Annotated in this window: 28 protein-coding genes; 10 read left to right on the top strand and 18 right to left on the bottom strand. The window is 52.0% G+C overall.

What is annotated here, in order from left to right; genetic code table 11:
* The first annotated feature begins 19 nt into the window (after nt 1-19).
* Genes QQF73_RS00655 through lhpI form a run of 4 tightly spaced genes read left to right on the top strand, consistent with a single transcriptional unit; the run spans nt 20 to nt 4,049 of the window.
* The gene (locus tag QQF73_RS00655; protein WP_219867338.1) at nt 20-1,237 is read left to right on the top strand and encodes an ABC transporter substrate-binding protein; all 1,218 of its coding nucleotides are present in this window, start codon (nt 20-22) and stop codon (nt 1,235-1,237) included.
* 42 nt (nt 1,238-1,279) lie between these two features.
* Nucleotides 1,280-2,170, top strand: coding sequence for a branched-chain amino acid ABC transporter permease (locus QQF73_RS00650; RefSeq protein WP_219868102.1), 891 nt, complete (start codon nt 1,280-1,282; stop codon nt 2,168-2,170).
* A 7-nt stretch (nt 2,171-2,177) separates the two neighbouring features.
* Nucleotides 2,178-3,098, top strand: a complete 921-nt coding sequence (locus QQF73_RS00645; RefSeq protein ID WP_219867339.1) for a branched-chain amino acid ABC transporter permease — start codon at nt 2,178-2,180, stop codon at nt 3,096-3,098.
* Nucleotides 3,099-3,110: 12 nt separating this feature from the next.
* The gene (gene lhpI / locus QQF73_RS00640) at nt 3,111-4,049 is read left to right on the top strand and encodes a bifunctional Delta(1)-pyrroline-2-carboxylate/Delta(1)-piperideine-2-carboxylate reductase (RefSeq protein WP_285366867.1); all 939 of its coding nucleotides are present in this window, start codon (nt 3,111-3,113) and stop codon (nt 4,047-4,049) included.
* Nucleotides 4,050-4,068: 19 nt separating this feature from the next.
* Here lhpI and QQF73_RS00635 read toward each other — a convergent pair whose 3' ends face one another.
* Complete coding sequence (locus QQF73_RS00635) at nt 4,069-4,362, bottom strand: hypothetical protein (RefSeq protein ID WP_285366866.1); 294 nt, start codon at nt 4,360-4,362, stop codon at nt 4,069-4,071.
* Between the two features lie 100 nt (nt 4,363-4,462).
* Complete coding sequence (locus QQF73_RS00630; RefSeq protein WP_219867341.1) at nt 4,463-5,404, bottom strand: LysR family transcriptional regulator; 942 nt, start codon at nt 5,402-5,404, stop codon at nt 4,463-4,465.
* Nucleotides 5,405-5,749: 345 nt separating this feature from the next.
* Between QQF73_RS00630 and QQF73_RS00625 the strand changes: the two genes are divergently transcribed.
* A complete protein-coding gene (locus QQF73_RS00625) occupies nt 5,750-6,631 on the top strand; it encodes a DMT family transporter (protein WP_285366865.1) in 882 nt (293 codons plus the stop codon).
* A gap of 272 nt (nt 6,632-6,903) precedes the next feature.
* Here QQF73_RS00625 and QQF73_RS00620 read toward each other — a convergent pair whose 3' ends face one another.
* The 4 genes from QQF73_RS00620 to QQF73_RS00605 all read right to left on the bottom strand — a co-directional run bounded on the left by QQF73_RS00620 (nt 6,904) and on the right by QQF73_RS00605 (nt 9,420).
* On the bottom strand, nt 6,904-7,287 hold the full coding sequence (locus tag QQF73_RS00620; protein ID WP_285366864.1) for a hypothetical protein: 384 nt from the start codon (nt 7,285-7,287) through the stop codon (nt 6,904-6,906).
* Between the two features lie 118 nt (nt 7,288-7,405).
* The gene (locus QQF73_RS00615) at nt 7,406-8,032 is read right to left on the bottom strand and encodes a hypothetical protein (RefSeq protein ID WP_285366863.1); all 627 of its coding nucleotides are present in this window, start codon (nt 8,030-8,032) and stop codon (nt 7,406-7,408) included.
* A 97-nt stretch (nt 8,033-8,129) separates the two neighbouring features.
* Entirely contained in the window at nt 8,130-8,663 is a 534-nt protein-coding gene (locus tag QQF73_RS00610; protein WP_285366862.1) for a hypothetical protein, read from the bottom strand.
* 109 nt (nt 8,664-8,772) lie between these two features.
* On the bottom strand, nt 8,773-9,420 hold the full coding sequence (locus QQF73_RS00605; protein ID WP_285366861.1) for a hypothetical protein: 648 nt from the start codon (nt 9,418-9,420) through the stop codon (nt 8,773-8,775).
* 125 nt (nt 9,421-9,545) lie between these two features.
* Between QQF73_RS00605 and QQF73_RS00600 the strand changes: the two genes are divergently transcribed.
* On the top strand, nt 9,546-10,685 hold the full coding sequence (locus QQF73_RS00600) for an IS110 family RNA-guided transposase (protein WP_285366859.1): 1,140 nt from the start codon (nt 9,546-9,548) through the stop codon (nt 10,683-10,685).
* Nucleotides 10,686-11,045: 360 nt separating this feature from the next.
* On the opposite strand, the gene QQF73_RS00595 is transcribed toward QQF73_RS00600, so the two are convergent.
* Nucleotides 11,046-11,630, bottom strand: coding sequence for an HNH endonuclease (locus QQF73_RS00595; RefSeq protein WP_285366858.1), 585 nt, complete (start codon nt 11,628-11,630; stop codon nt 11,046-11,048).
* Nucleotides 11,631-12,051: 421 nt separating this feature from the next.
* Nucleotides 12,052-12,930, bottom strand: a complete 879-nt coding sequence (locus QQF73_RS00590) for a DUF6602 domain-containing protein (RefSeq protein ID WP_285366856.1) — start codon at nt 12,928-12,930, stop codon at nt 12,052-12,054.
* 556 nt (nt 12,931-13,486) lie between these two features.
* Here QQF73_RS00590 and QQF73_RS00585 point away from each other — a divergent pair.
* Together QQF73_RS00585 and QQF73_RS19250 are read left to right on the top strand one after the other, a co-directional pair.
* Entirely contained in the window at nt 13,487-14,170 is a 684-nt protein-coding gene (locus QQF73_RS00585) for a hypothetical protein (RefSeq protein WP_285366855.1), read from the top strand.
* 308 nt (nt 14,171-14,478) lie between these two features.
* Entirely contained in the window at nt 14,479-14,925 is a 447-nt protein-coding gene (locus tag QQF73_RS19250; protein ID WP_425607944.1) for an NIF family HAD-type phosphatase, read from the top strand.
* 13 nt (nt 14,926-14,938) lie between these two features.
* Here QQF73_RS19250 and QQF73_RS19245 read toward each other — a convergent pair whose 3' ends face one another.
* Nucleotides 14,939-15,148 carry an antitoxin Xre/MbcA/ParS toxin-binding domain-containing protein gene (locus QQF73_RS19245; RefSeq protein WP_425607943.1) on the bottom strand — a complete coding sequence of 70 codons (210 nt, stop codon included), beginning with the start codon at nt 15,146-15,148 and terminating at the stop codon, nt 14,939-14,941.
* 29 nt (nt 15,149-15,177) lie between these two features.
* On the opposite strand from QQF73_RS19245, the gene QQF73_RS00580 reads away from it, so the two are divergent.
* The gene (locus QQF73_RS00580; RefSeq protein ID WP_285366854.1) at nt 15,178-15,816 is read left to right on the top strand and encodes a metallophosphatase domain-containing protein; all 639 of its coding nucleotides are present in this window, start codon (nt 15,178-15,180) and stop codon (nt 15,814-15,816) included.
* Between the two features lie 138 nt (nt 15,817-15,954).
* Nucleotides 15,955-16,731 carry a metallophosphoesterase family protein gene (locus QQF73_RS00575; protein ID WP_285366853.1) on the top strand — a complete coding sequence of 259 codons (777 nt, stop codon included), beginning with the start codon at nt 15,955-15,957 and terminating at the stop codon, nt 16,729-16,731.
* Nucleotides 16,732-17,064: 333 nt separating this feature from the next.
* On the opposite strand, the gene QQF73_RS00570 is transcribed toward QQF73_RS00575, so the two are convergent.
* The 9 genes from QQF73_RS00570 to QQF73_RS00530 all read right to left on the bottom strand — a co-directional run bounded on the left by QQF73_RS00570 (nt 17,065) and on the right by QQF73_RS00530 (nt 24,665).
* Nucleotides 17,065-17,799 carry an HNH endonuclease family protein gene (locus QQF73_RS00570; RefSeq protein ID WP_285366852.1) on the bottom strand — a complete coding sequence of 245 codons (735 nt, stop codon included), beginning with the start codon at nt 17,797-17,799 and terminating at the stop codon, nt 17,065-17,067.
* A 307-nt stretch (nt 17,800-18,106) separates the two neighbouring features.
* Complete coding sequence (locus QQF73_RS00565; RefSeq protein WP_285366851.1) at nt 18,107-18,649, bottom strand: hypothetical protein; 543 nt, start codon at nt 18,647-18,649, stop codon at nt 18,107-18,109.
* 150 nt (nt 18,650-18,799) lie between these two features.
* Entirely contained in the window at nt 18,800-19,279 is a 480-nt protein-coding gene (locus tag QQF73_RS00560) for a hypothetical protein (protein WP_285366850.1), read from the bottom strand.
* Between the two features lie 87 nt (nt 19,280-19,366).
* Entirely contained in the window at nt 19,367-19,960 is a 594-nt protein-coding gene (locus QQF73_RS00555) for a hypothetical protein (protein ID WP_285366849.1), read from the bottom strand.
* 79 nt (nt 19,961-20,039) lie between these two features.
* Nucleotides 20,040-21,296 carry a hypothetical protein gene (locus QQF73_RS00550; RefSeq protein ID WP_285366847.1) on the bottom strand — a complete coding sequence of 419 codons (1,257 nt, stop codon included), beginning with the start codon at nt 21,294-21,296 and terminating at the stop codon, nt 20,040-20,042.
* An 81-nt stretch (nt 21,297-21,377) separates the two neighbouring features.
* Nucleotides 21,378-22,202: a hypothetical protein gene (locus tag QQF73_RS00545; protein ID WP_285366846.1), complete on the bottom strand. Its 825-nt coding sequence runs from the start codon at nt 22,200-22,202 to the stop codon at nt 21,378-21,380.
* Nucleotides 22,203-22,320: 118 nt separating this feature from the next.
* Complete coding sequence (locus QQF73_RS00540) at nt 22,321-23,103, bottom strand: DUF4145 domain-containing protein (protein WP_285366845.1); 783 nt, start codon at nt 23,101-23,103, stop codon at nt 22,321-22,323.
* Between the two features lie 559 nt (nt 23,104-23,662).
* The gene (locus tag QQF73_RS00535; RefSeq protein WP_285366844.1) at nt 23,663-23,995 is read right to left on the bottom strand and encodes a hypothetical protein; all 333 of its coding nucleotides are present in this window, start codon (nt 23,993-23,995) and stop codon (nt 23,663-23,665) included.
* Between the two features lie 4 nt (nt 23,996-23,999).
* Nucleotides 24,000-24,665, bottom strand: a complete 666-nt coding sequence (locus tag QQF73_RS00530) for a hypothetical protein (RefSeq protein WP_285366843.1) — start codon at nt 24,663-24,665, stop codon at nt 24,000-24,002.
* Nucleotides 24,666-24,990 lie beyond the last annotated feature (325 nt).

Raw genomic sequence — 24,990 nt, 5'->3', positions numbered from 1 at the left:
TAACAAAAGGAAACCCACTATGTTCAAGCACTGGAAACAAGGACTGGTCGCCGCTGTGGCTGCAGCGACCCTCGCAATGCCTTTATCCGCAGCCGCGGAATTGTCGGACGGCAAGATCAAAATCGGGGTACTCAGTGACATGTCCGGGGTCTACAAGTCCCTGGAAGGTCCGGGTGCCGTAATCGCTGCCAAAATGGCCATCGAAGACTTTGGTGGCTCGGTAATGGGCAAACCCATCGAAGTCATCTCTGCTGATCACCAGAACAAACCGGATATTGGCGCCAGTACGGCCCGGGAATGGATCGACGCCGAAGAGGTGGACATGATCACGGCCCTGGACAACTCTTCGGTGGCGCTCTCGGTGCAGGGCCTCGCCAAGGACAAGAAAATCATCACCATGAACACCGGGGCTGGCACCACCGCACTGACCGAAGAGCAGTGCTCGCCCTATGGCATTCACTACGTCTACGACACCCATGCCCTGCCGGTGGGTACAGCCACCGCCATGGTCAAGAACGGCGGCGAGAAATGGTTCTTTATCACCGCGGACTATGCCTTCGGCCACTCACTCCGGGATAACACCGGTGCCGTGGTGGAGAGCCTGGGCGGCGAAGTGGTCGGCAACGTCAACGCACCGCTTTCCACCAACGACTTCTCCTCCTACCTGCTGCAGGCACAATCGTCCGGCGCCGATGTTATTGGCCTGGCCAACGCGGGTCAGGACACCGTGAACGCCATCAAACAGGCCAACCAGTTCCGGATTGTCCAGAGTGGCCAGAAGCTGGCTGGCATGCTGGTGTTCATCACCGATGTGCACAGCATGGGGCTGGATATTGCCCAGGGTCTGCAATTCACCACCGCCTTTGTCTGGAACCAGAATGAAGAAACCAAAGCGTGGTCAGAGCGCTTCCACGAGCGCCACGGTGCGATGCCAACGATGGTGCATGCTGGCGTGTATTCGGCGGTGAGCCATTACCTGCAGGCCGTCAAGGACACCGGAACCGACGATTCCGACACGGTCCGCGCCAAGCTCGGCGAGATGACCCTTAACGACATGTTCGTGAAGGGCGGAAAAATCGCCCCGAACGGTTCCATGCTGCACGACATGTACCTGGTGGAAGTGAAAAAGCCGTCGGAATCGAACAGCGAGTGGGATCTGCTCGATGTGGTCTCCAAGATTCCTGCAGACCAGGCCTTCATCTCAATGGCTGACACCAAGTGTTCGCTGGTTAACTAACACGGTTTGACCATCACTTAAGGGGAGATAGCCAACGTGTCGATGCAGGTCATTCTGGCCCAGGCGCTGCTTGGGCTTAATGTCGGTGTGTTCTACGCCATGTTGAGCCTCGGGCTTGCGGTGATATTCGGACTGCTGAACATCATCAACTTTGCCCACGGCGCCATGTACATGCTCGGTGCCTTCATCGCATTGATTGGCTACTCGTTTCTGGAGCAGTGGCTCGGGATCAGCGTCCAGATCGGTTTCTGGGCGTCACTGATTCTGGTGCCCCTGCTGGTCGGACTGCTGGGGGTTCTCATTGAGCGCCTCCTGCTCCGACGCCTGTACGATCTCGATCATATCTACGGGTTGCTGCTGACCTTCGGCATCACGCTGATTCTGCAGGGCCTGTTTTCCAACTATTTCAACGTCTCCGGCACGCCCTACCCGGGCCAGCCGGAGAGCTTGAGCGGCGTGGTCAATCTCGGTTTCATGTACTTCCCCACCTACCGCTTGTTCGCCATCATTTTTTCTCTGGTTGTGTGTTTTGCCACCTGGTTCTTCATTGAACACACGAAACTCGGCTCGCGGCTGCGGGCCGGTGTCGAGAACCCGGACCTGACCCAGGCGTTTGGCCTCAATGTGCCGCTGATGATCACCCTGACCTTTGCCTTCGGCGCCGGCCTCGCCGGCCTGGCCGGCGTGCTGGCAGCACCGATTTACTCGGTCAGCCCGCTGATGGGGGCCGACCTGATCATCGTGGTGTTCGCCGTCGTGGTGATCGGTGGCATGGGTTCCATCATGGGTGCCATTCTCTCCGGCCTTGCACTCGGCCTGATTGAGGGGCTGACCAAGGTTATCTATCCACCCGCCGCCAGCACCGTGATTTTTTTCCTGATGGTCCTGGTGTTGCTGTTCCGCCCCGCGGGACTGTTCGGTAAGGAAAAGTGAGCCGCTCATGACCAACCGTATCCTGTTCATACTGATGCTCGTTGCCGGCCTGACTGCACCGCTCTACGCCTATCCGGTGTTTGTGATGGACCTGCTTTGCTTCGCGCTGTTCGCCTGCGCTTTCAATCTGTTGCTGGGTTATGCCGGACTCCTGTCCTTTGGTCATGCCGCCTTCTTCGGCGGTGCGGCCTACATCACCGGGTATGTCACCAAGGAGTGGGGGTTTTCGCCATTGCTGGGTATCCTGGCGGGGACCGGGTTTACCCTGGTGCTCGGCGGCATCTTCGGCTTTCTGGCGATTCGCCGGCAAGGCATCTATTTCGCCATGGTCACCCTGGCACTGGCACAGATCATCTATTTCATGGCGTTGCAGTTGCCCTTTACCGGTGGCGAGAATGGACTGCAAGGCATTCCTCGGGGCGAGCTCTTCGGGTTTATCGACCTCAACAACTCGCTCGCCATGTACTATTTCGTGTTCGCCATTTTCCTGATCGGATTCGGCATCATCCACCGCACCATCCATTCGCCTTTTGGTGAAGTGCTGCAGGCCATCCGGGAGAACGAATCCCGCGCCCTCTCGCTGGGGTATGACGTCGACCACTTCAAGCTGCTGGCCTTCGTCATCTCCGCCACCCTGGCGGGGCTGGCCGGCGCCACCAAGGCGATCATTTTCCAGTTTGCCGCGCTCACCAGCGCCCACTGGCAAACCTCCGGCGAGGTGATACTCATGACCCTGGTCGGCGGCCTGGGAACGGTTTTTGGCCCGGTACTTGGTGCCATCACTGTGGGCGCCCTCAGCCACGAGCTGTCAGCCTTCGGCTCCTGGGTCCAGGTGATCCTGGGCACTATATTCGTGGTCTGTGTCATGACATTCCGACGTGGCATCATCGGTGAGATCCAGCGACTGGCCAGCCGTAAACAGAGTTAAAGGTTACGTACTATGCGAGTCATTTCTGCCCAGGAGGTGGCCGGCGCTCTGGCGTGGCCGGCACTGATCGAACGCCTCGCCCGTACTTTCCGCCAGGGCGTGGAAGCGCCACCACGACACCATCACGCCATGCACCGGCCGGACGGCGAGGCTACCATGCTGCTGATGCCAGCCTGGGAACCGGCGGGGTATATCGGCATGAAAATGGTCAACGTATTCCCGCAGAATGCGAACGCAGGCCTGCCGGCCATCTCGGGTCTCTATGTTTTGTGCGAAGGCCTGCACGGCACCCCCCTGGCCTGCCTTGATGGCAGCGCGCTGACCAGCCGACGTACCGCAGCCGCCTCGGCCCTGGCTGCCCGGGAGCTGGCTCGGAAAGACGCATCATCCTTGTTGGTGGTAGGAACAGGGAAACTGGCACCCATGCTGATTGAAGCCCATGCCACCGTGCGCCCCATCCGCAAGGTACGGATCTGGGGCCGTAATCCGGACAAGGCTGCCGCGCTGGCTGAACGTTTCAGCGACCGTTTTGACTGTGAAGCGGTGAAGGACCTGGAAACCTCCGTTCCGGCAGCAGACATCATCAGCTGCGCGACCCTGTCGAGCGAACCTTTGGTCAGAGGGGAGTGGCTGCAACCCGGGAGTCATCTGGATCTGGTCGGTGCGTTCCGGCCGACCATGCGGGAAACCGATAATGCGTGCCTGACACGCAGCAAGGTGTTCGTGGATACTTACGCCGGTGCCATGGGCGAGGCGGGAGACCTGCTTCAGGCCATTGATGAAGGCGCATTCCGTGAGACCGATGTGAGCGCCGACCTGGCGGAATTGCTACGCGGCGACAAGCCGGGACGTACGGATGACCAGGCCATTACCCTGTTCAAATCCGTGGGCGCCTCGCTGGAAGACCTTGCCGCCGCTATTGAGGTATGGGAAGCCCTCGAAACTACCTGACAGCGTCCCATCCTGGACGTTACTGGTCGAGAATATCGATAATTTCCCGGGTGTCCTTGATGATTGTGTAGACCCGATCCTCGATTTCCACGCGCTGGCGATGTCCATCGATGTCGTAGATGTTGCCGTAGCTAAGCAAATCCCGATCAAAGCGATCCCCTTCGTGGTAGTTGAGCTTCTTCTGCCAACCCGGCGGCAGGGGCTGCCCCCGCTCCAACTTTTTCTGCAGACCTGGGGGCAGCTGGTCACCCATTGCCGGCAATGCACCGATCGTCAGCCCCAACAGGGCACACATCAAAATGGACTTCATCATCTACCAACTCCTTACATCTGGCGTTTCCGATAAGTTAACACGGCATGGAACTCTATGACGTTAACGCTGGTTCATGGCCAAAGGTTCCGGATCACTCGTTTTACTCGCCCCGTAGCCCACCACGAATCGCTTCGTCCACCAGCCACCGCCTGAGCAGTTGAAGCCCCCGTTCACCGCGCCGACTGGTTTTCCAAGCAAAGTAGAAGCGGTCCCCGGTCATCACCGGATGACAGGGCAGGCGCACGAAATCCTCCGAATCTTTTCGGGTACTGAGCATGTAGTCATTGGTCAGCACGATGCCCTGATGGAACCGTGCCGCCTCCAGCGCCAGCAGCATGTGGCTGAAATGCTGGATGCTCGCGGCTGCCGGAATCCGCTGATCGACGGCCCGATACCAGGCGTCCCAGTCTCCCGCCGCCTTCTCGAAAATGCTGTGGGTCGACAACAGTGGAAACTGCGATACCTCCTCTACCGACATCGGCAGATCATCGGCATCCGGCCCTTCCCGACCCAGCTCCCGACGGATTTTCTGCCAGTAATCCTGACTGCACACCGGGAACAGACGCTCCACATACAGCAGTTCGTAACTGTAGGCCGGCGAGCCCTTGTGGATGGTGATAAAGCAGTCCGCCACCCGGTCCGACAGCACCGGGCTCTCGATGCTCATCTCCAGGGCCAGCTCCACCTGGGGATGCAGCCGCTGCAGGTCCGGCAGTCGGGGCACCAGCCAGCGAACAGCAAAGGAACTGAACACCGACAACCGCAGCCGCGATTCCTCGTGGCCCAGCAGCTGCTCACTGGCCCGCTCGATCTGCAGCAGCGCCGAACTGATGCCGTCCAGGTACTGACGGCCCTCGTCCGTCAGCGTGAGGGTTCGGCCACTGCGCCAGAACAGCTTTTCTCCCAGATAGGTTTCCAGCTGTTTGATCTGGTGACTGACCGCACTCTGGCTCACCGCCAACTCGTCCGCAGCAAGCGAAAAGCTATTGAGTCGGGCGACGGTCTCGAAGACCGGCAGGGATTTCAGGGGTGGCAGTTTCATTATCTATTTTTCTAATAGCTAAGGAATAAACATCATTTTATCGGATATTAACACGTCATTAGAATGCCTCCTACATGTGTCATTCCAAGTCGAGATTGAGATTCGATCTCAAGCAACGTGGGATTGCTCAAGACCAGACCCACCAAGGCTTAGGGGGCCATTTGAGTCATCTCAGGATGAGCGCCTCACAATTTTAAGGTGAGATTCCTTCTGTCTTGGCTCGTTTTGGCTTTTGTCAGTTTCCTGTCGTGAGTCGGATTTCTCTGACAATGACAGCACTAAATCGCATTCACTCAGGCGCGATACGGCTAGCGCCTGTCGAAGCCGGAACCATAGGAGGTCATCATGTCTGGAAAAACCGTCAACAGCGCCATATTGCTGCTAGTGATCGGCAACGCCATGGCACTGATCTCGGATGTGTTCATCAAGCTTCTGGAGCCGGGGGCGTCGGTTTTCCAGTTCGCCTTCCTGCGCTGCTTCCTCACTCTCCTGATGCTGCTGCCACTTTGGCAGCAAGTAGACCGCAGTCGACTCTTCGAGGGACTGGGAACTCACTTTATCCGGGCCCACATCCACCTGGTTGGAATTCTGTGCATGGTCGTCGCCCTGGTGAGCTTGCCGCTGGCCACAGCCAATGCTGTTTTTTACGCCGCCCCCATCCTGGTGATGCTGCTCTCAGTGCTGATCTTTCGGGAGCGGCTGAAGCCCCTGAGTCTGTTGGCGGTGGTGAGCGGCTTTGTCGGCATTCTGGTGATATTGCGGCCTGTGGAACTGGGATGGGGCGCCCTAGCCGCTCTGTCCGCGGCACTGGCACTTGCCATAAACGCGGTGATGGTGCGTAAGTTGCCCAGTGGTCAGTCCACCGTGCACAAGCTGATGCTCAACTACCTGCTGATCCTGCCCGCCAGTTTTGTTCTGATGCTGGCAGAAGGGGCGGCCTGGGACCCATCAATACTGTTCAGCGCTCTGGGCTCGGCGCTTTTTATCCTGGGTTACAACATCACCGTGCTGCTGGCTTACCGCCAGGTAGACGCCAATCAAGTCACAAGCGCGGAATACACGGGCCTGATCTGGGCGGTGCTGATTGGCTGGATAGGTTTCAATGAGATGCCCGATCTCTGGTTCGCCGTGGGCAGTGCCATGATCGTGGTACCGCTGATTCTGGTGGGGTTGCGTTCGCGTCAGCGGAGTCGCCAGGTGTTGCAGGCTCAGCCGGTGAATGGTTAACGCCCTCGGTCCATAGAGATACCAAAGGATGACACGCTCCCATCTGGCAGAACCTTATGTGGAGGTGGGGTCATTTCTCAGCGTAGCAGGTCTCACGAAATTGAATGCGGCGTTCCAAAGACTGATTGGCGGAGGTACAAACCTGAAGCTACGGTCGCAAAGCGAACATTCGAGTTGAATGATAACGCTCAAAGTAGAGGCCGAACGTAGCGAGGTCCAGCTGCGCAGGGGCAACGCTGCCTTTGCTTCTTAGCACAGCAACTCCCACTTATTTAAGTAGGGTGCCAAATCCCCTTCATTACGCGCTTTTCTTGCTTCCATTGCTTCGTAATTGCGGGTACATCAATACTCGGAACCACGAAAACATCAGGGGAAATATTCACATCTTCAAATTTGTTGTTGTATATCACAATCACCAAAAAGTGATTTTCTTTGGGTTTTACGTTATTTACTACAAGCGACGAATAACCTCTTACAGCTTTCACATCGATTGAAATCGCCTTTTCATTCTCTAGGACAACACGAATATCAATGGCTTTCTTGTTTCCTTGACTAACGTAGGCCTCAACTCCACGACGATACAATTGAGACAAGATAAAATATTCAGCAGCAATACCCGTGTTGAAGGAATTAGCTCGATTGGTTTCTTCTGGCATGAACTCTCCTAGGCGCTAACGCCTACAGCATGCGCGCCCATGGAATAGAGCCAAAGGCGCGATGGAAAGGGCAGCGCCGTGCCTGCATTTGTTATGTGTGTTTGACGGTGAACGAAATTCACCCGCTACCTTCGCCAGCCGGATATAGTTGATTGATTATCTCTGCACTATCCTCCAGAGCTTTGTATGGCCATGGAGAAATGCTGGTACTGCCGTGGGCGTAGGTGTTTCTAAAGTACGGAATGTGTTCTTTTAATACTGCTAAATAATCCCAGTATTTTGGCTCTTCCGGTGGTTCCGTATCGAGCACCTTGGCAAGCTCCACGTCTTCTTCATGTTGCAAGGCTCGGTGCTCAGTAACTCTTTGCCATTGTGAAAAGCTTTCGTTTGACAGCCATCCTTCATTGATCGAGCGTTGAAGTAATTTTTTGAATGGCGCTTTTCTATTTTCGGTTTTCTCTCTAAGAGCCAACTCTACTGAGATGAACGCGTGCAACTCGGCAACGGGAACGAACCGATATACGTGCCAAGCGAACAGCGCAAGGTTCTTCGCCGTTTCGAAATGAATCACTACAGACTCTGGAACTGCATTGTTCAACCGTATTGCCTGGATCGGTTTCGCGTACCGTTCGAGAGAAATTGATTCAACACCATTTCGTGTGATGCGCCCAAAAGCTCTCCACCTAGGATCAGGAGCTTGCATATCCTCCAGTGGGCGCAAGTGTTCAGGATGAAATTCAGTCATGATCTCTTTTCACACATAACGCCAGCCAGCATGCGCGGCTGCGGAATGGAGGCTAAGCCGCAATGTAGAAGGCGTCGCCGTGCATGGCTTTGTTAGCTCAATCGACCAAGTTTTGCCAATGCTCATGAACTATCTCAGTGGCCGATGCGTTTGATGAGAGGCATTCGCGCACCATCTTCTCAAGTACGTACAAATTGATGGGTTCAAGGTGCTGGTCTAGTAGAGCTCGTGTTTCTTCCAAGGCATAGTCAAAATCATCGTTCGTAAACCCGTGCGATTTAAATTGCTCGAAAAGAAATGTGATTATCCTTTTCCCATAATGCGCGTTGAGGGGTGTGCCGAAGGCGGCCTCCTCTCCAGCCGACCGTCTCTCCATGAGACTCTGAACAAGAGCAAGAACAGCATCCAACTTCGCATGGATCTGGGGTATCTCTCGATTAAGAAAAGCCTTTATAAATACGGTAGTCGCTTGATCCTTGTTTATCTCGTCCACCAACTGATGATGATTGTGCTCGATAAGCCAAGCAATAAACTCCGAAAGCTCCTTTCCCTTGGTAACATCCCGACCTGTAGCGAAGGCTGAAAGCAGGCCCACGATGGTTGCAGATGCAGCTGCGTATTCAGCAATCACAAGTCAGCTCCTGTTTGTTGCTAAGGCCAGCGTAACGAGCCGGCTTACAGCGCCAACGGAAAACCAGCCCCGTTGACGGATTGGTTAGCTGAGTCCAGATACCATGCGCTCATTGCTCCCACCAAAACCTTCTTGTTTCGAGAGAAATAGCTTTTAAGCTCGAAATCACATTCTCCAAGCATTCAACCATCAGGCCATAATCAATGTCTGGAAGCCTTTCTCCTTGCCAATTGGCATCGAAGGAAATTGGTTGATGCGTAATGTTGTGGACAATCTCGCTCCTTACCTTCGAATATGCAATGTTGCCGAGACTTCCTTTGTGGCAATGATTTTCGAACCACTCTCTTTGTTTTGAGTTACGAAAAAGGTGTGAAACAGCCTCGATCACAAAGTCTTCTTCTCTCAACTCATACCCTATTTCGCCCAATGCGATCATGTAGTCCTGCATGTCAGGATCAAATAACTTGGGAAGGTAAGAAAGCAAGCCAATCGGGTGGATTTTATCCCAAAATCCATATCCGCTATGTTCAGCTAAGACTTTTGTAAAAGCAGCAGATTTTGAAAAATTCGGTATCGATTTTCGTGGCGGATCAGTGTACTCAACTTCTTGATATTGCCGGGTTCCAAGAGCCTCTAGATGGCAACAACACAGCATCAAAGCTTCCTCTTCTGAGATCTCCGATATAGCTCGGATCGTCTCAAGCTTCGATTCGAGATGCTTGAAGTACGCCTCTATCAAACTATGTCGTGCATCCATGCGCTTTCACCTTCAGCTAGACATTATGACTCCCCACCAGGGGGCTGCCCCCACCTCGTGGGTTAGCCTCAGCCAGAGCCATAATTTACGTGTTCTTAAGCGTAAAATTGGAGGGGGGCAGCACCATGAAAAAACATAGCACAGTGTTCGTTGGCCTGGATACGCACAAGAACTCTATCGCTGTGGCCTACGCCACAGATTCCCGAACAGAACCGGTCACTTACCTCGGGGCCATCGGCACCCAGCACTACGCCATCCGCAAGATGGTCCGGCAGTTTGAGTCCCGACACCCGGGCTGCCAGCTTCAGTTTGTGTATGAAGCCGGTCCGTGTGGTTACTGGCTCTACCGTTTGCTTTCAAGCTGGGACTATCCCTGCTTTGTGGTGTCACCGTCACTGATTCCCAAAAAACCCGGCCAGCAGGTCAAAACCGACAAGCGCGACTGCATGCAACTGGCCCAGTTGCTACGCAACGGCGACATCGATCCCATCTATGTGCCGGAACCGGAAGATGAGGCTATCCGCGATCTCTCCCGGGAGCGGGAAACCGCCATGTGGGATCTCAAGAATGCCAAGAGCCAGCTCAAGGCGTTCCTGTTGAGGCACGATATCCGGTACACCGGCTCGGCCAACTGGTCGGCCGCGCACATCCGCTGGCTCTCGGAACTGGTCATACCAACACCGGCGCAGAACACCGTGTTCCGGGAAATGCTCTACACCATTGTGGAACGCCACAAGCGTCTGGAACGACTGGACAACGAACTCACCTACCAGGTGCGACGCTGGCGCTTCTACCCACTGGTCAAAGCGGTGCAGGCGTTACGGGGCATTCAGTTGCTGGTGGCCACGAGCGTGGTGGCCGAGCTGGGTGATCTCCAGCGTTTCGACAACCCCGGGAAGCTGATGGCTTATGTCGGCCTGACACCCAGCGAACGGTCCAGCGGCAACCGCCGACGAATCGGGCCACTGACCTGCGCTGGTAACAAACGAGCAAGGCGCATGCTCATTGAGGCCGCGCATGCCTATCGGTATCCGGCGAAAACCTCAAAGATCCTGCAACTCCGACAGGAGGATCTGCCCAAAGCCATTGTTGAAAAGGCGTGGGATGCCCGGGTCCGGCTCTGCCGGCGCTATCGAACCCTGATGCAGCGCGGCAAGCACCGGAACGTAGTCGTCGCCGCCATCGCCAAAGAACTCGTCGGGCATATCTGGGCCATTGCCCGGGAAGTGGTGATCGCCAAACCCGATCCAAGGTTGATGCTATGACAACGGTTATGGGACAGAACAGGCGCTTCGGGCCGCGGAGTGTGAAGCAACCCTCGACGCGCGTTAGGAAGCCTGGTTGAAACTCGGACCAGACGCTCGCTCCTAGACGGAGGACCGGCTTCACGACGGAAAAGTAAGGTGGTGAAAACCCACGGATATCAGCATGAAAACCGTCGACGATTACTGGTCCCAGCGTCTGTTCTGACCCCGCCCTTTAACGGCAAAACCGGAGCCCTGAAAAACGGGCCTGGATGGGTGTATGCCTGTTGACGTGGGGAGTCATATCAACGCTTGCAGCATGCGCGCCCACGCAATGTAGCCGAAGGCGCAATGCAGTGGGCGTCGCCGTGTCTGCGATTGTTAGCCAAAATGCTTTTCACGATGGCAATTTGGACAAAGTGCTTCTGCATTTTCTACAGAATCTTCCCCACCGTTTGAAAGAAATACTTTATGGTGAACCTCTAAGTAGGGGGAGCCGTCTTTTGAACGGAGAAAAGGAGCAGATTCACCGCAGCATTCGCATTTACCTTTCGCCCGCACCAAGACCTCAGCGACTACATCAGCGTTCCTTATAAATTCTGCTTGATACGTAAGCCTCATCGCTGGTTTTTGGGATGCTTCTTTTAGCCTTTTTTGGCGCTTCGCTGAGTCTTTTAAAGCTGCTTCAACTTCGTCAAAAAATGAGCTTTGTGCATCTTTTTGTCCTTTTATGCTTACAAATTCTACTGGAAGCTTTTTCAGGACAGCCTTCATTTGATTGGTGCTATAAGTCGACGGAGGACAATCAGCGGCAAGAGCATAAGTATACTTTAACGGGTACAGCTCGCCAGATATTAATAAAAACCAATCCACTCTATTTAGAGTCTGCGTCCATGGACGGACATTGGCTTTGTACTTTTCGACGCCATCTAGAAGCTGCTTCATCGTTATTACTGGAGCTGTCACTTTTCCTCCCTTTGGCTAACAGCAATTAGGCAGCGCTTTATCATTGCAGAAATTTGACTGCGTCATTATTACTGACTTTGAACCATCGATCGCGCCGCACATAAGATGATAAAACAACAGCTTAGCCCACCATCGCGAGCACTGCCACGGAATCGTTTGGCGTCTGTACTTTGCTCCGTCAATCATACTGGATGAAAGGCCAGTGATTCGCTTGGAACTTTCAGCGGAAAGGCCTGACTCGAATGTTCGCTTTTGTTTAGCTGAGGTCCGTGAGTAGCCTTGGGTCGCAAAGCGAACATTGAGGTTCGAGAATAACGCCAATGTTCAGCGGCCGGTTTTGGAGGCGATACTTCGCCGGAAACCGGTCCGGTGGAGCCCCGTAGGGCCGGAACGAACTGCAACTACTAGTTAGAAATCAACTTTACCTGAGCTTGGTACATGAAATTTCTCCAAGCTTCTTGTCATGCGGCCTACCGGATGGGAATGCTGTAAACCCTGGGCGCCTTAGCGATCGCCGTGAATCATCGTAGTACACACTCAAAATGCCGGTGAGTAAAAACTGAAGACCTAAATGAGATTCGTTCGGCTGGTGATTAAAACCCACGTACTCTGCTGCTTTAAGTTGATTACTGGGTCTTCTCTTGAAGATACTCCATTCGTCCATGGCGCCTATATATCCGATGAGTTGATCGAATGTAACCTCAGTTCTTGGTGCATAAGCCTCTCGAACCTTTTGAAATATCCAATCGAGGTTATCCGTTCTTTTTTTATCGATCTTGGATTTGACTGAAACTAGAGCCAAAAAAGGCCCCCTTACCTTGTCATTCCTGTCATTGGATCGAAGCGTTTGGCAAAGGCTAGCGGCATCGAACAGTTCACCACACTCGTGCAATACATCGCCATCATTCAGGTGCTTCTTTATCGAGACGACGGCTACTACCCCCTCCGGAGGAACAATTACGCTGTTCCCAAAACGCTGAAATACTGGATACGCGGCAGAATCGTAAACAATGATGTCTAGTTGCCCAGAATGCCGATCTTGATCACCTCCACGCTCTCGGCCGGTTTCACCCGTTTTAACCGCTGGCCTGAGAATGAAGCCAGTGAGGACCTCCAGATCACGTGGTAAGAATTGCTGCAAGTACTCGCGGACGAGATCTTCTACGTATCGCCCGTCTTCGCCCGCGTGAGCAGCGCCATCGACGCGTTCTGAAGGTATGAGTTTTTCGAACTGACGATAGGTTCTAACAAGCGCATCAACCTCATCAGACCAATAGTTCTGAATGCGTTCGCCGTCCACAAATAGTCTCCATGATTTCTAACAGCAAATAGGCAGCGCGCTCTATCATTGCAGAAATTTGACTGCGTCATTATTACTGACTTTGAACCATCAATCGCGCTGCACATAAAGCGATAAAACAACAGCTTAGCCGAGCACGGTATTCTCTGCCATGTAATCATTCAGCGTCTGCAATTTGCTCCGCCAATCAGACTGGATGAAATGGCTCTGATGAGCTTGGAGACTGTGGAGGGTAGCCCCGACTCGAATGTCTGCTTTTGTTTAGGACTTCTGGGAGGCCTAGGCGGTCACAAAGCGAAAATTCAGATTGGTAGATGGTTACCGATTCGGGAGTTTGCCCACCACTGCGAAGCCGGGGAGGAACATGACCAAATTGAATGTGGGCAACAAAGCCTTTGGCTTATCAGTGTGATTAACAGAGGCTACGCTAATGATGGTATCGAAATTCGGATGGAATGGAGCGAGTGGGATGGGGAAAAGGACATCAATCATAGTGTTTGCCACAGTCGGCCTATGGACCACACAAGCCATTAGTGCAGATTACCCTACGAGGGGAATGCTCAGCGGCGAGATTGAAAATGATGGTTTGCAGTACCATTGCAAACTGGGCGTTTCAGAAATTCTGAGTTGTGACTTCACACAGGTTTCGATCTCTTCTGTTAAAGATGCCTCGGACTGGCCGGGCGAGAGACGCAAGATAATAGAAGAGTTCGAAGGGATGTCCGATGATCAACTTAGCAAACAGGCTGAATCAATTTGTGAATACTCGAAGCAGCTTGAGGATATTCTTGCTGGTCGCGTCGAACTGCCCACTAACGGAATCGGCGGACCTCGGAAATCAGAATTCAAGGCCCTCATCAAAAAACTCGCACCACTTGCAACTGACTTTTGCTCGGAGCCCAGTGTTGAGCATATGTTAGCGATGACCGAGATTACATTTGATCGAGAAACGCGGACCTGCCAGGTCACAATCAACAATTTCAGCCAGCATTTTAAAGAATCCGCTTCAGGCTGGAGTGTCGTCAGTGAGCCGGATGGCCAATGCGGCATCGTTCAACTGTCTAAGTTTGAACAAGAGGACGATGGAATTTTCTGGCGTTACACAGCAAGAAAAGCAATCACCAATCCCCAGAATGAAACCGCGTTCGGGTTTGCTTGTGACAAGCTGGATGAAACAGCCTACCCATACAGCTGGGAATCAGTAGAGAAGGCTGTCGACTGCGATTTCATCCGTTATTAAGCAGGACCGATTTTGGTATTTACCTTATCTGCTCTAGTGATTAAGCGTGCATATCGTCATCAATAATTATTGATAGCAGCAATAATTAACAATAATTGACACTTAAGGTAATCAAAAACAAGTAGATAGAGAAGCATTGATCGCGTCCCTCCGCTCGATGAAACGGGGTAGAACCCGATGAAAAAGGCAGGTCCGTAGGAACGAATGCAATCACCGCTTTCCTTTAACAGGCAATTGTGGAGAGACCTAATAAGGGCCGCCACTTAGTTAGACGATCCTTCTTAAGGATATCGCACTAGAATAGATGCATGGTCAAACACACAGCACACCAGTCCCCTGCACCCCTCCTATGCCTTGATCTGGAGGGCACGCTGATTAGCAATGCGGTCTCCCAAATCCCCCGACCTGGACTGCATTCGTTTTTGGAGGCTGCCGGACAACTGTGTGACCTGATGATCTACACCAGTGTAAGCATGACTCGCGTTGAGACCATCCGAAATCTATTGGTTATGGAGGGCGCAGCGCCCCCTTGGTTTAAGGATCTGCCGGTTATCCGCCCATCGGGGACCGAGAAGCCAAAGAGAGCGTGTGGGAGGGCCGACGCTTTCCTGCTTGATGATCAGAAAGCGGTAATCGTTCCCGGGGAAGAAGGCTGGTGGGTTCCGATCACAGAGTTTTTACCACCATACCCTGAGAATGACCGGGCTCTGGAACTGGCACTGAAGGACATCAAGAAAACGTGTGACTCACGCTAACGGGACGAGCGCATTAACTGAAATCACCGTATTCTAATTTGCGGAGCACTTGGGATACCCATTGCCGGCCCTCAGAGGTATCTAAGAGCTTTCTGGGGCAGCCGCCTCCAAGAGCGGGAACCTCGCTGTCGAGCCACGCGTCGGCGGCTTCTTCGGATCCCCATACTTCAAGGGCTTGACGAAGAACAGCAGCTGTATCGAGTATTTCTTCTGAAGTCGTCATTTCTAGCCACTAGCTTAGGAAGCCTCAGTTTGCGATTAGTCTGTATATCCGACACCCACAGCCGACATCACGATATGCCAGCGATCCCTGACGGGGACGTACTGATCCACGCGGGCGATTGCACCGGCAATGGCTCGTTGCCCGCGCTCGATGACTTCACACGGTGGTTTGGGGCGCGACCGCACCAACACAAGATACTGATCGCCGGTAACCACGATTTCAGTTTTGAACGATATCCGGATTGGTCGCGGGAGATGTGCGAGAAGCAGGGCATCACCTACCTCCAGGGTGAGTCGGTGTCGATAGACGCTCTAAATTTCTACGGGTTCCCTTGGCAACCGATCTTCCGACATATGGCCTTCAACGCTCGTGAAGGAGAACTAAGAGGCCGACTGAAGCGAGTACCGGACGATACGCATGTTCTAGTGAGCCATGGTCCCGCGCTGAATGTTTTGGACTACATTCCGGCAGAGAGGGTGCATGTCGGCTGCCGTGCCCTTGCCCAGCGGATTGATCAGCTGCCCCATCTGAAGGTTCATGTCTGCGGACACATCCACGAGGGTTATGGGGTTTCAGTGCGAGAGCGTGATGGGATGACGTTCGCGAACGCCAGTGTCTGCACTGAGCGCTACAGACCGACGAATCCGCCGATCATCATAGACCTGTGAAGCCATTCCGAACTGTACCAATCTATCCCCCGAAGGACTATCTCACTCACCCGACAATGACCCATCACTCGGGGCGGCGTTATACGCTAGGTCATTTAAGTTAGCGTATAACTCACCCCTCCCATCAGGGTAAACGATATGAAGATCCTTGACCTTGAACACACGCCCTTTCACCAGCTCGAGTACCGGTCTTCCGGCCCAGGCGGTGTTGAAAGGCGAGTGGTGCTGCCCTTCCATCGGGCGTGGATCGATGCGATGCCGGCCGGGATACAGTGCCTGGTGGCGGTGTCCGATATTCAGGGCCGGGAACTGGACCGGAACGGGAATCGATTGCTGGGCGAAGCGGTTGCCGAAGAGCTGGCCTTACTCCAGGATCTGGGCGAAATTCCAGACGTTGATGTCGTGCTGCTGGCCGGAGATCTATTCGATTATCCCGACCTCCACAAACTAGGCGGTACCGGCGATGTCACTGCGGTCTGGAATGCCTTTGCGGTCACTTCACCGGCAGTAATCGGCGTTCATGGCAACCACGACATGGTCGAGGACGAATTGGCTCCCAATGCGATAGCACTGGATGGGCAGGTGCGGGAGTATGCAGGCCTGAGAATTGGGGGTGTGTCTGGCATCATCGGTCAGGAGGATCGGCACCATCGCCGCGGTGAAATGACTTACCGCAAGGTGCTTCAGGACACCCTTGCCGCCAAACCGCAGATTTTGCTCCTGCACCAGGGCCCAGACGATCCGGACCGTAATCAGCCCGGGGACCCGTCCGTTCGGGATTACCTGGAAAACCACGGCTCATCGCTGGTGATCTTTGGTCACAAGCACTGGTATCAACCACTGCATGACCTAGGCCGTAACCAGCTCCTAAACGTTGATCACCGCCTGGTCGTCATGTCAGTTCGGGAACCATGAGATCGCAGGTTTGAGGGGATGGCGTTTCCGAAACATGTGTTTCGACCCGCGATCAGCCAGAGCCTTACCGGGGATGAGCCGATGAGCCTGGGTGCCCATACACCTCGGAGAGGAAGGCACCGCGGGCTTTAGTAGCATTTAGTAACGCCAATTACTAAATCGGGTTGATCGCTGGTTGGCACTCAGATCGAAAGAAAAATCGATTAAAAGAGGGCTGAGTAATCGGGCTAGCCTGCCTCCATCTACCTCACCTGACTCTTTGAAATGGTCTTGACGTGGAGAGGGTTCTAAATATCAAGAGCCTAACCTAGGCTCAGCCGAGGGTCCCGCAGATCATGAACGGCAACTGTTCAAGAAATCGCGCAGCCAAGACGACTCGGACTTCGTTGGTTCGAGCTCGTACTTTTTCATGATGCGGGTAAATCGCGCCACATAGCCACAGTGGCCTGCCGGTGGTAGCCATTGATTCGGACCTAACGCTCCCTTGCTGCGGTTTAGGCTGGCCTCCACCGGCAAAAGGTTCACGGGGTCGTTCGCAAACTGCTCACGTTTTGTATGGCTCCATCCCGCCGCCCCATGTTCCCAGGCCCAAGCAAGTGGGACGACATGGTCGATGTCGATTTCACTCGCGTTCTGAATGACATTCTCTGTAAAAGAGCTTATCCAGCGCCCAGTGGTCACCCGACATCGATCGTCATTGGCGAACCGCACCGTCGTGGCAGACATTGCGATCAAAGCCTCGGCGCGGCTGTCTTGGCAATCGCCATCAGCATCGTCCCATCCATGCCCGAACTTTGACCGCTCGTATTCCTGAGGGCCACCAGTGGACTCCTGGTGGCCGCCAAGCGAGGCGAGCGTTAACCCTTGGGGTAGCCGCCCTCCTGCGTCCAGGCAGGCCTCAACAGAGTCGTAAGCTGTGTAATTTTCAGTGCGGTCGTACCAGTTACTTTCGAGAGGGTGACAAAGCCCGCTTGAGGATTGCTTTACCAGCGTATCGGCTGTGAGGTTGCCAGTGGCGAGAAAACCCGTAATCAAAACCGCCAAGATTTGGCAGCGCTCATACTGCATAAACACTTTTCCCTTAGTTGATACCGATGAATGCATCCGATAAGCGGAGGTGGGCAAATTTCTGAAAGAGATAGGCGCCTGCAATGTACAATCTACGGGCTCCAAAACTAGGACAAAAACCGACCGAAAAGTGAGGCGCGCGAATGTCCGCTTTTGTTTAAAAAGCTTGGCTGGCCTGTTAGGTCGCAAAGCGAACACTCAAAATGGGCGATCAACCCCGAAGCAAAGCGGCGACCTTGTAGTGGCAACTAAGGATCCACGGAAAGTGCGTCCGGCGGCCATCGGCCGCGTACTCAGGCGCACCTGGCTATACCTCTAACCAAGCGTAAAACTCCTGAGGCATCTCGTCCTCAACCATCTCAATTGATTTAACGTCAACAGTTGAGTTGCAGCCCATCAGAGGAACTTCAATCACCTGATCTTGGTCAGACCAATCCATCTTCAAATACCGAATTTGGTCCTCATCGTAAGCAACAGCTTTCACTCTGCCATGACCATATAGCTTCATCGTCCTACCGAATGTTTCTCGTTTCTTGAGGACAACTAAATCGCCTTGGCAGATGGAGTTAAACCGCACTACTTGATGCTCGCTCTCAAGGTAATCGAATCTACAAATCCCCTGTTCTTTCCATTCCGTATCTAAACGCTCGCTGAAATCAGCTCCCGGACAAAACCCCATGAATAGAACGTATGAGTCTGTTGGTGTGGCATTGTTGATGGCGTCTAGAACCTGCTGAGCTTCTGTATCGCCTGTTGCTAGCTTTTGCTCGGCATTACGCTTGAGCCTGACGAGATCGGATCGCGACATCTCACCACTTCTGACTCTTTCCATCGCTTTACTATATTTCATCAGCTAGAACCTTCTTTAGATGGGATTGAGCTCTTCACTTTCTCAGAGCTCCTCGCAACTAACAGGCTTCATAGAAAGATAAGCGCTGCATTTGATATCTCGAGAAACTAAGCGCCGCGCGCGCTTGCGAGCGTCGGTTTAAACGTCAAGTTATATCTCCGTTTTTGTCCGGTCCCACTCACGCTTCAGAATATCCTGAGCCAGCCGGCGGATCTCTTGGTGGGCGTTCCAGAACTTCTTATCTGCCTCTCGGGATGCCTGCCCGAGCGCCCCCTCCATCGCACGCGCATTCGTTACCAACTCCGCGTGATCTTGCTCTCTTGGGTTGATATGAAGTTCTAAGCGATGAACGAGTTCTGTGATGTGCTGGTATTCCGAATCCTCGCGGTCTTCGTAGCCACTCGCCCAGTAATGTGCACATTTCCCAAGCAGCTCCGATACGAGATCTCGAAGCGAATTGATCCAAGCTTGTCGCATTGGTGCGATTACTTGCTTGTTTGCTACCCGAAGCGAAGTATCTGATTGTCGCTGCGCCACCCGCCACGACACAAAGGGGCCAACGAACACCGCGAGCCCCGCCACGATTAGAGACAGGACCGGTGCCAGTTGTTTGAGTTCAGCAATACTCATGCGATATCACGATAAAACGCCCGCAGAAACCGCGGCTTCGTACGTGCCGCAGGCGGAACGAAAAAGCCGTCGGATTGCCTGTGATTGTTATGAGTGAACAAGCTGAAGCTTCTCCGGATCAAACCCAAACCTTGAGCACAAGCTATCTTGGAATTTTGAATTCATTGTATTGAACCAGAATCTGTGAGGTTTGTGCTTATCAAGCCATATGACCAAATGAATCTTCTCGACATCCCTCTTTACAAGGCCTTCAGAATAATTTTTGTAGATCGGAAAAACGCTACCATCTTCAGAAAAGAAGTTGCCGGTCGTTACCGCCAATAGATCTAGAAAGCCTGAATTCTCGTCTTGGTTGTAAAAAGCCAGTACATTTGGGAACGCCTCATTAGGATTTACGGCGTCGAACTGCTTTCTTGCTTTATGGATATGAGCAGTAAGCCGATTAAAAGTTGGATCCTTTCTCAAGCCTCCAACAATCTCTTCTGGCATTGCTTGATCCAACTGGTCGTCAAGCCAAGTATCTTCATCCGGACTTTTTACTTCGCAATAAAGCTCTAAATCGTTTCCGCTGAAGACTCGAAAATCCGGTGTTTTTCCAGAGGCCATTTCGGCGCTGGTGAATCGTTCTGGCCGAAGTTTATATTTCTCCAAAAATTCTTCGACCCTATTTTCAGGTGACACGAAGCTCCCCCCTTTACTCATAACGCCTGCCATCATCCGCGCGAGGTATAAACGTCGGTTGTTTGGTCTTGTTGGGCATTTAACCGCCGTACAAATTAAACAGGTAGACATGAACGTGGATGATTCGCCCATCGTCTTCAAGCGAAGTCATAGAATATCTCCACTCTCCGGCACCCGGTGGTAGGGTTTCACTTCGGAATTTCGGGTGTTTCTTTAATCCTTCCGGCACCTTAGCCAGAAGTTCACTAAAGCGGGCGTTATGCTTGTTGAAGATAACTAGCGCAGCCTTACAATCACGCCAAGTGAGATACCCGAGTAGCTGATCAACTGCTTCCGCCAGCTCCTTTGCTCCCCTCCAGACTTTACACTCTGCAACAAAAGCTGCCCTACCATTATCCTCGATTCGAATATCGGTCTTACCGCTCCTTCGAAATGCCTCGCCCGCTGCTGCCCCTTGGTAATGTCCGTTGAGGTGCGCGAGCATAATGTCTCTCAACTCCTCTTCATCATGAACGGCATAGGTATTGGGTGTGGCTTCGAATGTACGACCCTCGTGCCGGATAACCGAAAGGATATGTTCGTAGTCATCCTGCTTTATACCTGGTTCGGGTTTGAAGCCTGATTTCGGTGGTGGAGGTAGTGGGCGGACTAGCTTCCGTTTAATGGGTATTGGCTTCAACGGAGGTGCCCCCTCGCGCTGTCGAAGCGGAATTCCGAGTAAGTCTTGAATACCCTCGTGCTTCTTGAGGCGTTCTCGCCTTCCGTTCACGGCATCTTTTACAGCTATCGGCAAAGAGGAGTTGAATTGTTCAATCTGGGCGTGCTGCGACTCCATGAAAAACCGAATACAAAGCATCTCCTTTTTTAGTAGTGTCTTGATTCGCTCCGGCGGTTCGTCAACTGGCTGCGTGATGACGATTTTCAGTGAGCCGATGCCTGTTCGGTCCTGCGACGATACCTCCGCGCGAGGAAATACGGTCTGCCAACTACTGGGCCGCAAATGCCATAACTGCTGATCGCCGCTGTAAGGGATCGAGACAACGACCTCCACCGCAGCCACGAAAATCGGGCCTTTATTACCGAAGGGATTTCTACCCCTCCAGCCGCTAACGTCGATTTTGGTTTCCCGTTGATCCATTTCGGCCCGATCCTCGAACAGAACGAGCGGCTCCACCTCGAGTTCTGAAACAACATGTTGAACCACATCGTCCTCTGGCGAATTCAAGAACTGATCCTGCGGGATTCGATCAACTTTGTCCCTTGCGCTCGCTAGCTGATCCCGCAATGTCTCATCCAAGTCACCCTCGTAGAACAGGAAATTATCCCGACTATTCATAACTCACCACGATCTGTTCCCTTGACTGCCCAACGCAAGAAGAGGCCATCCGGGTGACGCGTTTTGTTAGGCATTGCTCGCCTAATCATCTTTATCAGCATGGTGCCTACCAGAGCAGTAGTAACAACGTCCTTCCATTTGTCCCATTTCGTTTTCCCAGTAGACCAATTCCCCAACCGTAGTCGGAATGCCACAAATGTCGCAGTTTGCGGGTAACTCATCGCTCTCTTCATTTTGACAAAAAGTGCAACGATACCCTGTTCCCGAATCTTCGTTTACCACGAGTGTTGAGTGGCCGCACTCTGCGCACTCAAGACGGACCGGAGCCGCATCAGGATCATCGGAATAGTCTATGGGGTTTTCTTCTTCCACTTCCTCTGCCAGCCTGATAGCGTCACGCACTGAAAATTCATATTCATCAGATAGAATCTTAAACGTGTCCTTTGTGCGTTTTGGAATATGCTCTTCTGTTTCTATCTCAGTATATTCTTCGAGAAACTCCATCACTGAGCGGAACAAACGGCCAATCGTGGTTCGTACCTGCGGAACGTCCATCGTGAACTTGTGATGCTCTATCTCATTTCTGAGCCGTTTTATCCATTCCAAGTCTTTACGGAATTCCGGTGATACCGTGTCAGGTGCTTCGTTATTGATGAAATTCACAGCTTCCCAGAGGCCTATAGTCTTATTCTTGTCCAGCTTCTTTGAGAAAGGATCTTTATAAATCAACAGCGGGTGCTTCGACGCGATGTGGTGTTTAAAGATCAATTCAATGAAATGCGCCATGTGAAGCACAGCAAATTTATAGGCCTTGTGGTCACCATCATCACCTTCCTCAAATTTCGATAGGGCCTCTGACAGACTGTCGAGCGCATTATCAAAAAGGTCAAGCTCATGTATTGTCATTTCTTCTGCCTAACGCCCGGCTCACCAGCGCCCAAACCGGAGAGCTTTTTGTAGTAAAGTTAGCACAGCGAACCCCACAAAAAGAACGTAGGTTTGGGCGTCTGCGTGGAGCCGATTTTTAGGCTTCTTCATTGTTTTGGTTTTTATACTTTGAGTTTGCTGATTCTAGTTCCAGATATGTTCTACTTCCAGATAAGCTACAAATATTACATGGCCATATATCACTCTCTTTGAACCCTGGAGTACTATCTTTTTCCCTTTCAATTATACCGTCATGACAAAGAGGACAGCGTAGCTTGTATTTTGAAATATAGCCACGCTCTTCCTTGTCTAGGATTTCACATTCCTGCCAGTGCAGACGCCCTTCTTTAAAGAGCCTGTCTCTGACCTTATCGTGAGGAAAATCAGTAAGTCTTGGTGACTTACCACCATTGGCGAATGTAGCCTCCAACAGCATCATGCTTTGTAGGCATATTGAACGAAAATGATCGTCATCAGTTGACATGAAGTAGGGATCTACTTTCATTTCTCTCAAGAGCTTCATAACCTTGCTGTTAGCTTCCTCCAAGTCTAGTTCATGCGCGTAGACATTCCGGAGTCTATTTATTGCTATGATATTATTAAAAAGCTCTTCTTCTATAACTCCCTTCTCATTAAGGCAATTAATTTTTTTATTAAAGGTAAACTTATCAACATTTGATATTCCAATACATTTTAAAATTTTGTCAAGCCAGTATTCAACGTATAAATGCAGAGTAATAACATGACTTCGAAGCGGATTTGGTTCAAAAATTTCGTCCAATAAGCGACCGTAAATGCCATCTTTAGGGATAGCAACCCCCGAATTTCTGGAGTCCGATAACATCGCAAAAATGACCGGTCTGGATTCTTCATCTGGCATATTGTGTATACCTATTTATTCGTATTAAGCTAACTAAATGACGTTATGAGATGAATCGCTTTCTCTGACTCGAAAAGCCTAACAGCATTTAGGCAGCGCTCTTTATATTGCAGAAATTTGACTGCGTCATTATTACTGACTTTGAGGCGTCGATCGCTCTGCACATAAAGCGATAAAACAATAGCTTAGCCGAGCATGGCCATCTCTGCCATGTAATCATTCAGCGTCTGCAATTTGCTCCACAAATCATACTGGATGAAATGGCTGCGATGAGGTGGGAGGCTGGAGGAAAGCCCTGACTCGAATGTTCGCTTTTGTTTAGAAAAGGGAGGGGCTGCGCCGGTCGCAAAGCAGACATTCAGGATGAGCGATCACGCCCTGAATAAGCCGCCTGTTTGGAGCGGCAGCGGAAAATCGGTCGGCTTGATTTATCGGTTATGTGGAACCTCAATTTGCTGAGGAAACAAGCTCTAAGACCTTGTCCCAAGCTGCTACACTCAGTCTACAGTTAGTGAGAAGAAGTTAAGTGAAAAGCAATCTGCGGATAGCCTTAATTGATCTACCTGAGCGCCTCCGCTTCTTCCCGTGTAACCCACTTCAACTCAAGTCGGTTTCCATCTACATAAACAACGCATTGCCGGGAATTGGGCTGATTGTTCTTGGCCCGATCGATCATTAATTTATCAACCAGCTCAAGCAGATACACTCGGAACTCGCCTTTTAGGAGGCCCCTTATTTTATCTTGGTTCTCAAAGCGCCAGGACGCCAGTTCCATACTGTTATCCTCTGCGTCACTCAGGAATATTATTTTGCCTCCCTCGATGTTGTCGCTCAGGCATTGGGCCGCCAACTGGTCCAGTCTTTCCTGAATGAAATGTTGATCGTAGTTCACTTTTCTATTGCTCCAAGTGGTTTCCGATAGCTTCGATGACTGGATTTTCTAATTTGCTGAGGCGTAAGTAGTTGGGATGGTAGGTTCGGATCACTCTTCCGTCAAAGCGGTGGTTTGCAAATTCGCAAAGCTGTTTTTTTTTGAAGTTGCCGATTGGTCGCTGCTCGCTAGTAAATAGCTTTGACAGTCGGTGATCGTAGGAGGGACCCGTCAGAGCAATTATTACGTGCGGGTCCAGGATCTCTAGTTCTTCGGCCAGTATCCAGTCAATTTCGCTCAGCCTCGCCGCCAGCGCTTTGCAAGGTCGCTTCTTTTTCTCAGAGTACCTATTTAAGTTCAGGTATGCCGAAGCGTAGTTCTTGGCAGTGATGCGGTGCTCCAGTTTTCTCATAATGTTAAAAAACGGGGTGGCCGGATAATGTTCACCCAGATTGAAGCGCTCGTATCCTGATATTTGCGATTCAATGCGGTCACTGGACACCCAGGCCCTCGTCTCTTGGCCAATGAAAGCCAGGCGCACAGGGGCTGACCAATAGTCGGAATTGGGTGAAATCAGGAAGGGGCCATGGGTGCGGGAGTGGTGATTTTCCGTCGCGGAAAACAAGGCTTCAAAATTTGTGTTGTAAAGTGAAAGCAGTTCTTCTTTCTTGAGGTTTTGGATCTTGCCCATAATTCCCACTTTTGCCTAAAAGCAATTGAACAGACTCACCGTTGTTAAAGAAAGCTGACCGCTTAGCGATTACTATCTCTAACACTGCGCCCGACCTGTCAACACGTTTATAAAACAGCAGCTTACTTTAGGACTGACCGTCTTTACATTAGTCATTGGACATCTGTACAGCTAATCGTACTGTAAAAACATCAATCGCTGGCCTGAAGCTGTTGAAGCAGAGCGTTCGGTTCAGTGTTCGCTTTTTTTGATCTTGGGAAGGGCTACGCGGGTCGCAAAGCGGACATTCAAGTCGATCGGCATGTATCCACAATAGTGGTTAAAA

Source organism: Marinobacter albus (genome assembly GCF_030238305.1).
GTDB lineage: Bacteria > Pseudomonadota > Gammaproteobacteria > Pseudomonadales > Oleiphilaceae > Marinobacter > Marinobacter albus.
The sequence above is the reverse complement of the archived record's forward strand: the minus strand, read 5'-3'. Positions and strand labels throughout refer to the sequence as shown.